10 protein-coding genes are annotated in these 10748 nt (G+C 41.2%); 1 reads left to right on the plus strand and 9 read right to left on the minus strand.

All coding sequences use genetic code 11. The features are described from left to right. Positions 1-66: 66 nt before the first annotated feature. The 4 genes from B2X33_RS01065 to B2X33_RS01080 are packed head-to-tail and all read right to left on the minus strand — an operon-like array spanning position 67 to position 5030. The gene (locus B2X33_RS01065) at positions 67-1293 is read right to left on the minus strand and encodes a tetratricopeptide repeat protein (RefSeq protein WP_296666903.1); all 1227 of its coding nucleotides are present in this window, start codon (positions 1291-1293) and stop codon (positions 67-69) included. A 5-nt stretch (positions 1294-1298) separates the two neighbouring features. Next, a complete protein-coding gene (locus B2X33_RS01070) occupies positions 1299-2336 on the minus strand; it encodes an ABC transporter ATP-binding protein (RefSeq protein ID WP_296666904.1) in 1038 nt (345 codons plus the stop codon). Next, entirely contained in the window at positions 2326-3999 is a 1674-nt protein-coding gene (locus B2X33_RS01075) for an ABC transporter permease (RefSeq protein ID WP_296666906.1), read from the minus strand. The genes B2X33_RS01070 and B2X33_RS01075 overlap by 11 nt, the downstream gene beginning before the upstream one ends. 32 nt (positions 4000-4031) lie before the next feature. Continuing rightward, positions 4032-5030, minus strand: a complete 999-nt coding sequence (locus B2X33_RS01080; protein WP_296666908.1) for an ABC transporter substrate-binding protein — start codon at positions 5028-5030, stop codon at positions 4032-4034. 162 nt (positions 5031-5192) lie between these two features. On the opposite strand from B2X33_RS01080, the gene B2X33_RS01085 reads away from it, so the two are divergent. Next, entirely contained in the window at positions 5193-6140 is a 948-nt protein-coding gene (locus B2X33_RS01085; RefSeq protein WP_296666910.1) for a DNA-methyltransferase, read from the plus strand. Positions 6141-6166: 26 nt separating this feature from the next. On the opposite strand, the gene B2X33_RS01090 is transcribed toward B2X33_RS01085, so the two are convergent. From B2X33_RS01090 to B2X33_RS01110, 5 genes are all read right to left on the minus strand, one after another. Beyond that, positions 6167-7180 carry an endonuclease/exonuclease/phosphatase family protein gene (locus B2X33_RS01090; protein ID WP_296666912.1) on the minus strand — a complete coding sequence of 338 codons (1014 nt, stop codon included), beginning with the start codon at positions 7178-7180 and terminating at the stop codon, positions 6167-6169. Between the two features lie 111 nt (positions 7181-7291). Beyond that, positions 7292-7708 (minus strand): bacteriohemerythrin, encoded by a 417-nt coding sequence (locus B2X33_RS01095; protein WP_296666915.1) that lies wholly within the window; start codon positions 7706-7708, stop codon positions 7292-7294. A gap of 200 nt (positions 7709-7908) precedes the next feature. Then, a complete protein-coding gene (locus tag B2X33_RS01100; protein ID WP_296666917.1) occupies positions 7909-9612 on the minus strand; it encodes a carbohydrate-binding domain-containing protein in 1704 nt (567 codons plus the stop codon). A gap of 96 nt (positions 9613-9708) precedes the next feature. Beyond that, complete coding sequence (locus B2X33_RS01105) at positions 9709-9939, minus strand: hypothetical protein (RefSeq protein WP_296666920.1); 231 nt, start codon at positions 9937-9939, stop codon at positions 9709-9711. Between the two features lie 119 nt (positions 9940-10058). Beyond that, positions 10059-10484, minus strand: coding sequence for an EamA family transporter (locus tag B2X33_RS01110; RefSeq protein ID WP_296666923.1), 426 nt, complete (start codon positions 10482-10484; stop codon positions 10059-10061). Between the last annotated feature and the right edge of the window lie 264 nt (positions 10485-10748).

Genomic DNA, 10748 nt, shown 5'->3' on the forward strand with positions numbered 1-10748 from the left:
AGCGAACCATGGACATAGCGACCCGAACGCAGTGAGGGGAACGCCCGGAATAACAAACGAACTCTTTTATTGTGCCAAGGCTTTTTTTACGGCCTGCAAATCTTTTTTTAAGAGCGGGCTTTCGGGATTTTGAGCAAGCTCTTTTTCTAGAATCGATTTTGCCTCGTCAAATTTTCCTGTATTAAAAAGCGGTACAACCTGATTGTGAACGGATATTTCGTGTTTTTTTAGAATCTGTCCGTCTATCATTTTTTTTACGCGGTTTTGCATTGCCTCGTCTGCAAGGGAGCTGCGGTTTTTAAAAAGTTCAAGCGCGTCACTTTCTCGGTTTTCGTTAAGAAGATTGACTGCGGCGTTGTAAAGCGAATTTCCGTAAGTTTTTTGAAGGGCCGCGCTGTTTCCAAAATTTTGAATTACTTTTTCGAGAAATTCGAGGGCTTTTTCCGGCTGCGAGGCGCGATTTTGGGTTATTGCGTAGTTGCAGGCCAGCGTATCAAGGTCGTTTTTTGCTGTTTTTGTTTCCGGATCTGAAAAAAGCTTTAGAAACTCAAGGCGGCTTATTTCTAGAGGAATTGCCGTTTCGTAGTCGCCGGAATCGTTTAGGCTGCTTGCAATATTTTTTCCGGTCAAGGTTGCGGCTGCACGGCTGCTTATCTGCCTGTTTCCGGCGTAGTATTTTTTTGGAATTACGGCGTATTTGCGGTTGTTTTCGGATTGAGCGACAAGTTTTTTTTCGCCGGGATTAAAGCCATAAGGATTTGTCGTTTCGACGTCGATTTTTTTTGTGCCGGTAAAAACAGAACAATAGGCGTGGATATTTGTGTCCTGAACGCAGGCTTCGATTTCTAGACTCCGGGCCAACGCAAGATACAAAATGCTTGCAGTGACGCAGTTGTACGAACCTGTCAAAAGTGTCGTGTTAAGTCGAGTTGCGTCCTCTTCGTACCGGTAAAGGGCAACATCATACAAAAATAAAAGCAGTTTTTCCGCCGCGTCAATTTTTTCAAGACCGCAAAACTGTTTTTTTACGGCCTTTTCGAGCGAATCGTATTTTTTTAAGCAGGACAAGCCTTCTTCGCTTTCCACTGGACAAAACGAATATTCCAACGCTGTCTGGATTATCTGTCTTGATGTAAGATTTTGACCAAGAATGTTTTGTTTTTCGTCAGTGTGTTCAATTTTTTGAATTGAATTTTGCTCCAGCCCCCACAAAATTGACGGCTCAAGAGAAGGAAAAGCAAAAATAAGCTGAACTGCAAAAAATGCAAAAATTATTGCCAGGATTTTTTTCATATACGCTATTTTTTTAACAGATATTTTTCGATTTTGAGGGTGATTTTTTGACCTGAAGGCAAATCTTCATCTTCGGTCGGTAAATCTGCGGTCAAAATCTGGGAAGTTTCGTTGTCAAGGCGAATGCGGTAACGCGTTGTCTGTCCTAAAAATGCTGTCGAAACAATAGTTCCGCTGACTGTAAGACAATTTTTTGTTTCTTTTTTGCCTGCATTTATCTTAAAAAACCATTCTGGGCGGACTATCAATTTTTTTGCTTCTTTTAGGGACGGATTATCAATTTCAAATTCATTTAAGTCTGTCAGTTTTATAAAATTTGCCCTGCCGACTGCATCTGCGACAAAATCGTTTGCCGGTTCAAAATAGATTTGTCTTGGAGTTCCAACCTGCTGCAATTTTCCGGCTTTTAAAACCGCAATCGTGTCAGAAAGAGAGAGTGCTTCTTCCTGGTCGTGAGTAACATAGAGAGTTGTAATTCCAATCTGGCTTTGAACATCTTTTAGTTCTTCTCGAACCTGAGTACGCAGCTTTGCATCAAGAGAAGAAAGAGGCTCGTCCATTAAAAGAATTTTCGGCTCAAGAACAAGAGCGCGCCCCAAGGCTACGCGCTGCTGCTGTCCGCCAGAAAGCTCATGAGGAAATCTTTCCAGAAGATTGGCGATTCCGAGGATGCGCGCGGTTTTATGTATTTTTGCAAAATTTTCTTCTTTGCTGTTTTTATTTTTTATTTCAAGTCCATAGAGAAGATTTTTCTGAACCGTCATATGCGGAAAAAGAGCATAATCCTGAAAAACCATTCCAATCTGTCTTTTTTCCGGCGGAACAAAGGTGCAGTCCGCGCCATCAATCAAAATTGAACCAGAGTCTGGAGTTAAAAAACCGGAAACTATTTTTAGGAGGGTGGTTTTTCCGCAACCGCTTGGTCCCAAAAGTGTTGTAAAACTGCCGCTTTTTACTTCAAGAAAAAAATCGTTGATAGTCCGAGTATTTCCAAAACTAAAAGAAACATTCTTAAAAGTAAGGCTTGCACTGCTACTGTTCATAAATTTTTGCCTCAAACCGCCGGCTTAAAATTTTTCCGGCTCCAAGTATTATAAAAGTAATGACAGTTAAAACAAGTGCCAGAGCCGCAGATTTGCCCCAGTCGCCCTGCTCTGCCAAATTCAAAATTTTTATCGAGGCAAGTCCTGTGTTAAAACTTACCAGAAAAATAACCGAACTTATAGTTCCAACGCCACGAGCAAAATCGTAAACGGCAGAACTAAATAGACCGCCAATACTCAACGGCAAAATAATATCCTTTAAAACCTTCAGCCGTCCTGCACCCAAAGAACGGGCCGCTTCATCAAGGGAAATTTTCAGTCGGCTAAAAGTTGAAGAGCAGATTCTGTAGCTAAACGGCAGATAACTTACAGTCATTGCAATTATGATTAAAAACGAACTCAATTCAAAATGAAAAATTCTTTCGATATACGAAGAAACATAGGCAAGAGAAAGTCCAAAAAGTGTTCCTGGAATTGCAGAAGGAATCTGGCAAACCGCATCAAGCCCCGAAACAAGCGGAAGTTTTGTTCTGTGTGTAAGATAAACGGTTAGAGCCGCAATAAAAGTTGACAAAAGCGCCGCCACAAAGGCAAAACAAAGGGAATTAAACAGACTCTGGCTGAACGAAAAAATTGCCTTAAAATGGGCAAAGGTAAAGCTCGTATTTATTCCCCAAAGTTTTTGAAAAGCGCCCATTATAATAGAAAGAAGCTGCGCAATAATCAGTACTGCAAAAAAAGAACAAAAAACCGTAAGCAAAATATTCATTCCAAAACTGACATTTTTGTTTTTTTTGAACGGAATATTTTTTTCTGATTTTGGACTTGGCTTTCCTCCGCCGATTTTTCCGCCAATTGTCGCAAATTTTAAGGCATTTTTTTTATAAAAACGGTTTTGCAGCACAAAAAGCAAAATTGATGGAATCAAAAGAACAAGCCCCATTGCGGCGCTTGTTCCAATATTAAGCCAGCCTGTAAGCTGAGTGTAGATTTCAACAGCAAGAACATTAAATCTTCCGCCAACAATCAGGGGATTTCCAAAATCGCTCAAAACGCTTACTGCAATAAAGAGCGTAGCCGAAACAATTCCAGCAAAACTCAACGGCAAAGTGACCGATTTAAAAATTTTCCAGTTGCCTGCTCCCATGCTTTTTGCAGCCTGTTCAATAGAAGGATTTATTCCGTTTAAAGTCTGGCAGCAAATTAAATATGCAATCGGAAAAAAGCACAAAACCTGGCTTAAGAGAAGTCCCCAAAAACCGTAAAGGCTTACATCAAGACCGAGCAATGTTTTTGTAAAAAATCCCTGCCGTCCAAACAAAAGAATAAAAGAAAGGCCTCCGACAAAAGGAGGCGTTACCATGTGGACAACAGGAACGACCGCAAATAATTTTTTAAAAGGAAGATTGCCGCGGACAACGGCATAAGCGTAAATGTAACCGACAAAAACAGAAACAAAGGTCGAGCAGACACATTCAATAGCGGTATTTCTGATTGCCGTAAAAAATCTTTTTTGAGTAAAAATCTGCGCAAAGTCGGACGGGCGCACAGAAAAAAGAGCGTATAAAACAGGAATAATTACTGTTATCGCAAAAAAAAGCCACAATGCAGCGCAGGCAAAAAAACTTTTTTCCTGACCGTAAATTTTTCCTGTTTTATTCAATTTAGTTCCTTGAAAAATGGACTATTCCAATTCTAGTTTAAGATTTTTGACCACTTAGACAAAACTTCTGTTTTTTGACCAGCAGCCTTTGCTCTATCATAATTGATTAAATCAACATCTTCAATTCTTGTTGCTCCTTCAATTATGCCAGCTTCTGAATTTACAGGAACGGTAAAGTCGATTGAAGTCATAAGTTCCTGAGCGTCTTTATCGAGAATAAAATCAACAAACTTTTTGGCATTTTCAGGATTTTTTGCATTCTTCAACACTGCAATACAGTCAACGTCTCCGGCAGTTTTTGGAGGCGAAACTGCCACAATATCAAATCCCTGCGCCTTGTATTTTACGAGCGCATGAAGGTAAGCAACCCCAAGAGCATATTCGCCTGTTCCAATGAGTTTTGGAGGCGCGCTTCCGCTGTCCGGGAACTGGCCAACAAGCTGGCTCAATTTTTCAAGATAATTCCAGCCGTTTTCCCAGCCAAGACGCTGCAACTGATTCTGAAGGAAAAGATACGCGGTCGAAGAGCTCGCTGGGTTTGTCATAACAAGCTCGCCCTTAAAAAGTGGATTTGCAAGCTCATCCCAAGTCTTAGGATATTCAACGCCAGGGAATTTTTCTGCAAAACGTTTTGCGTTAATTCCGATTCCAAGAGAAAGAACACAAAATCCAGTCCAGGTTCCGTCGGAAGATTTTGCATAAGACGGCAATTTGCCGGCAATTTTTGGAACATAAACGTCCAGAGCGCCGGCTTTTGCAGCCTGAATATGGTAAGCAGAGCCGCCGCCCAAAAGAACATCGGCTTTAGGGTCGTCTTTTTCGGCAATAACGCGGTTTACAAGTTCGCCGGTTGTCGCACGCAAATAATTTACTTTAATTCCAGTTTTTTTTGTAAAAAGATTACAAAGAGCCGCAGTTTCTTCATCGTGAATAATCGAATAAACATTCAATTCTCCGCCTTTTTTTCCACAAGCAGAAAACAATACACAAGAAGCAAAAACAAGCGCAAGTGTTCCAAAAACTTTTTTCATAAGTCCTCCAATTCCTTTATAACCTAGTAATATAGTATGTTATAAAAGATTATTCAATATGGATATAAATAATAAGTATAAAAACTGAATGCTAATTTTTGATAAAACAAACACAAGACGGGCAAATAGAAAAAAAATTGAATTTTAATTATAATTTCGTTCATGCCGCAAATTAAAGAAAAATCCTCACGAAACAAGACCATAAATTTTACAGAAAAAGAAGGCTCAGAATACTTAAAAAAATGCCTTTTTGCAGATTCATCATTTTTTCCTTCAAAAGAAGAACTTTCCGACTGCATAATCTGCGGAGACACATTTGAACTGCTTCCAAAACTTCCAGAAGAAACATTTTCTCTCATTATTGCAGACCCGCCGTACAACCTTTCAAAACAGTACAATTCTTCAAAATTTGCGGCAAAAAACCATGCAGAATACAAGTCTTACACAAAAAAATGGCTTGAACTTACGCTGCCGCTTCTCACAAAAAACGGATCAATGTACATCTGCGTAGACTGGCAAAGCTCAATAATCGTTGGCGAAGTTTTAAACGAATACGAAGAAAAAGGAAAAATATTTCTGCGCAACAGAATCACCTGGGAAAGAGAAAAAGGCCGCGGAGCAAAAGCAAACTGGAAAAACTGCCACGAAGACATTTGGTTTTTTACAAAATCCGAAGACTATATTTTTAACACAGACGCAGTAAAAATGCGCAGAAAAGTAATCGCTCCGTACAAAACCAACGGAAAACCAAAAGACTGGACAGAATCTTCCGAAGGAAATTACCGCGACACCTGCCCTTCAAATTTTTGGAACGACATAACAATTCCATTCTGGTCGATGAGCGAAAACACAGCGCATCCAACTCAAAAACCAGAAAAACTCCTTGCAAAGCTAATCTTAGCGTCAAGCAATCAGGGAGATTTAATTTTCGACCCTTTTGCAGGTTCTGGAAGCACAGCCGTAACAGCAAAAAAACTCGGCCGCCACTGGTGCGCAATCGAAAAAGAACAGCGTTACTGCGCCTGGAGCGAATACCGCCTTCAAATGGCAGAAAAAGACTCTTCGATTCAAGGCTATTCCGATGGAATTTTTCATATGCGAAACGAATAGTTTTTTCTGCAAAAAAAAATCTCAGCTTACCACGAAATTACGCAGCTGACAGGAAAATGGTCAGAATATCCAGTTCCGTACTTTAAAATATATTTTGAAGGCAAACCGTTAGCATTCGACCAGTTTCCTTTACATTCAACCTTAAAGTCAGAAACATTCGCTCCGCTTCCGGCAAAAAAATGGTCGATTCGCTCCCAATTTCCGTTGTAAAAGTAACTGCCCGGCTCAAAAAGATTCCCGTCAGAATCGTACCAGGGAGAATAAACAAAAGCAGGATTTTTACCGCGAAGCTCAACGTTAAGCTGAAGTTTTCGTCCGTTTATCTTTCTAAATTCCAAAATATCGCGGTTAAAGTCGCCGCAGGCAACAACAGGAATATTTTGGCCTTCATATTCCGCAAAACTTTGGGCAAGAACCGATTCCTGAAAATTTCGCCAAACCTCGCTTTTTTCCGCCCCGCCGCTCTTGCTTTTCCAGTGATTAACAAAAAGCAAAAGAGGCCGCTCATTTACATTTACAAAAACTTTTAAAAGAGGACGCATAGAAGGCTGTTTTTCTGATTCGGAACGGACATCCAGAGAATGAACCGTTTTTCCAAAAAGCGGAAAACGGCTCAAAACTCCCAGCCCAATCGCCGAACCTTCATCTTTGTAAAAACACCCATAACTGTAATTTTTTGAAAAGCTGAAATTTGAACAAAGCCTGTTAAAAATGTCATAAAGCTGGTCTTCGTTTTCAAGCTCCTGCATAACAAAAATATCCGGCTCACAGGCTTTTACAACTTCCGAAAGCCGCTCAAGTCTGACACCGTATTTTTCTTCGCACCAGCCGGCAGAACTAGAAGCAAACTCCGAATATTCAGTTCCGCTAAAGTTTCCGTCAAAAAAAGTCTGCAAATTCCAATTCAAAATTTTGACAGAATTCAATTTTTCAGACTGATTTTTTTCTGCAAGCAAACAAGACTGATTGCAAGAACAAAACAAAAATCCTGCCGACAAAAATACAATCCCAAAACAAAAAACAGATTTCTTATTTTTCATAAATCGCCTCTTAACCAAAAAAAACTCTTCTATAATAATAAAGTGTCTTTAAAGTTAAACTTTTGACAATTTTTTGAAAAAAAAATCTTTTATGGCAAAATCAGCAAAAACCTAAGAATTCTGCTTCATAAAATTTGCCCAGATTTTGTCAGCCTTTGCAATATGATTCAAAACCCAGCTTGCAATATATTTGTAAAAGCCAAGAACACCGCCCTTGCTGTCAGCAGAAAGTTTTTGAATCTGAAAACCAACTTCCTTTATAAAAAATTCATGGGCGGCCTTGTGCGTGCTAAGTCCGACATACCCGATTTTTTTCTGAAGCTCTTCTTCGTTAGAAAAATGATACTCCGTATAATCCGTCAATTCTTTCAATATAGAAGGCATTTTTTCCTTTAATGCGGTCTCATTTCCAGTAACAACATCATAAAGCTCGTTTGCAATCGCAATAAGTTTTTTGTGCTGTCTGTCAATTTCAGGAACACCAAGAAGATATTCATCGCTCCATTCAATTTTTTTAATTTCTTCCATATAAAAGCCTCATTTTTTTTGTAAAAATACTTATCTGCAAAAAAAATACAATAAAAATATCCGTTCGTCAAATTTTTAAAGCATTTTTGGACGTGCCGGCAACAAGTTGCCGTCGGGCTTTCCAGAGTTCCGGCTTTCGCCTGCATTGCTCCTCTTCGTTCCGCAACGGCTCCGCCGCTCTTCCAATCCCTCACGCAAAATTATCTTCCGCCTGGTCCCGGATTCGGATGCGTTCCTTCCGTTGCACCACCGGTTGTTCCGCTTGTCTTTGTGTAAACATAGCTTGAGGTTGTTGTCGCAATGTTGCTTGCGGTTGTTGTGCCGCCTGAAACGTCCGGCAATTCAACGTAAAGATTGCTGAACGTGCTTCCGCCGCTTGCCGTAACTCCGCTAACGGCTTTGTATGTTGTGCCGGTTTTTATTTCCGGAGAAGAAAGAATCATTATATACTGCGAGTTTGCGCTTGTTCCGAATGCAGACGGAATTGCAAACGCAAAAACAGCGTTTCCGCTTGAATCTTCAACGGCAAAAGTTGTTCCGCCCGCGCCAAAATAATCTCCCGAAAGAACAACCGTGCTTTGCGTGCACTCGCTTGAAGTCGGCTTTGAATAGTTGCTCGTTCCAACTCCAACCAAAAGTCCGCCTGTAATTGCGAAAGTGTTTTCGTCGCAGTCAAACGCACATTCAGGAGTTTTTGCCGTCAAAGCGACAATCACACCGCCGTTTATAGTAAGCGTTCCGTTTGAGTCAATCGCGTCGTTTGAAGAAGAATACGCGTAGATGTTTCCGCCGCTGATTACGACTTGCCCTGCGTAGCCTGAATCGTCGCGGCTTGCGTTTATGCAGTCGTCCGTGCAGTTCAAGTTTATGATTCCGCCTGAGATAAAGACCGCCTGCTTTCCCTCGATTCCTTCCGGGCTGAGTTTTGTCGTCTCGATTACCGTAACGCCGTCCGCGTCTGTGAATGTGTAAGCAGAGCTTGACTCGTCCGCCGGAGTTCCAGTTGTCGTTATGCTGATTTCTCCGCCGTTAATCAGAACGTAAGGATACGGGTCGTCGCTTGTGTCTTCAGTTTCCACGTCGTCCTCATAATCCCATTTTGCAGAAATTCCTTTTCCAACGGTTGAAGAAGTGATTTTTCCGCCGTTTATGACGATAAATCCTTCGCCCGGATTGTCCTCGTCTTCCGCTCCCTCAACGATGATTCCGCGGCTCTGGTTGTTCGTGTTCGCGCCGGTTCCGCTGATTGTGATTTCGCCTGAGTCCATAACAAATCCGTTCACGCTCTGGATTGCGTTCCGTCCGCTTGTGTTCACGTTCAAAGTTCCGCCGAAAATTCTGATGTAGTCCTTTGAATAAATTCCGTGCTTGTAGCCCTCGTTCAAGGTGAGCGAGCCGCTTCCCGAAATCAAGAGCGCACCTTTTGTGTAGATTGAGCCTTTTGTCTTGTCGCCCTTTGCCCAGCTTGCAGTAAGTTCCGCATCGTCAGCCTTTGTTCCAGAAAAACCGCTTGAATAATAATCTGTTCCTTCTGCCTCGCTGTAGCCTGTTCCGTATTTTCTGCCGTCTGTGAGCGAGTTCGTTCCTTCCAAAACAAGATAAACCGTCGATTTTGCGTCAACGTTTATGCAGGGATAGTTTCCGCTCGAAGAAATTACCGCGTCGTGAAGATAGAGCGCGACCGTTCCTTTTTTATATGAAGAAATGTTCAGCGCGCCTTTTTCCGCAGTTCCTGTTATGTCGAATTTCAAGTTTGATTTGTAAGATGACGAGTCGATGTAAAGAACTCCGTCAGAAATTTTCGCAGTTATTTCACTTGAATCCAAAGTTACAGTTGCAGATTCTCCGCCGTCGGTCAAAGAACTCCAAGTTGAATTGTCCGCCGAAACTTGAAGTTTGCTCAAATCAACATACAAAGTTCCGCCAAAAGCAACGCTTTCGTAAGCCGCCGCGCCTGTGATTATGTTTCGTGAAGAAGAGTTCGGAGAATAAGAATTCGGTCAGAAAGATATGTCGATTTTGTCCGAAGAATTGAAAGAAGTGATTTCAGAAGTTACAGTTGTAGCTGTCTCAACCGAGCCGGAAGACGAGCCGCCGCTTCCCGACGGAATTCCGCTTCCGCCTGAATCAGAATTAGAGCCGTCATCAGAAAAACTACAGCCCGTAAAAAACAAACAACCAAATAAAAGTGTACCAAAAACCAGATAAAAAACCACCTTATTTTTCTTCATATATCCTCCAAATATGGAAAAGTAAATATATTAAAAAAATAAAATAACAAGTTTTTAGTTACAAAAAATATGTAATCAAATCTAGAAGAACTGGTTGCTGGCATTTAAAAGTCAATAGCTTATCTATTTATCAAGGCAAGTCCAGCAAGAACTACAAAAACTCCCGCAATCTTATTCCAACTAAGATGCTCCTTATAGAAGAGCCATCCAACAAAAATAAGAGCCACGGCAAGAAAAGCGCTTTGAACGACCGAAGCTGTACTGACAGGCCATCCAGCTTTATAAATATAAATCCAGCCGACTTCAAGCCCCACAAGAACAATTCCGAACACAAACGGCACCCAATTCAATCTGCCATACTCCTGAAATAAATTTCCATTTCGGTTCAGAACAAAATACATCACGGCCGAAAACACTGCGCCGACAGAATATGTTATAGTGAGCGATGCCAGCGGATTTATTCCGTTTGGAACTGACTTTGCGCATATCTGATACATGACATTTGACAAAACAACCAGTACAACTGGCAAAACATAGCTTAACACTTTACTCTCCTTAATAAAACTCCGCGTTAGCGGCAAGCTACGGATGGCGAGAATCACAGTTTGTGAAAGCAACGCTTGAGCAAACTGTAATGATAAAAATTACACGGATGTAATTTTTATCATGCCTCCTTAGAGCATTTGCTTTTTTTGTACCATTCAAGAACTTCTGCAAGATTTTCTTCCCGCACTCTTTCGCCGTCATTCATCATAATTTCAAGCATTTCGCTTTCCCGCTGAGTGCGGTCTGTCTTTGCCTCAAGCTGC

It is taken from the genome of Treponema sp. UBA785 (genome assembly GCF_002297065.1).
GTDB lineage: Bacteria > Spirochaetota > Spirochaetia > Treponematales > Treponemataceae > Treponema_D.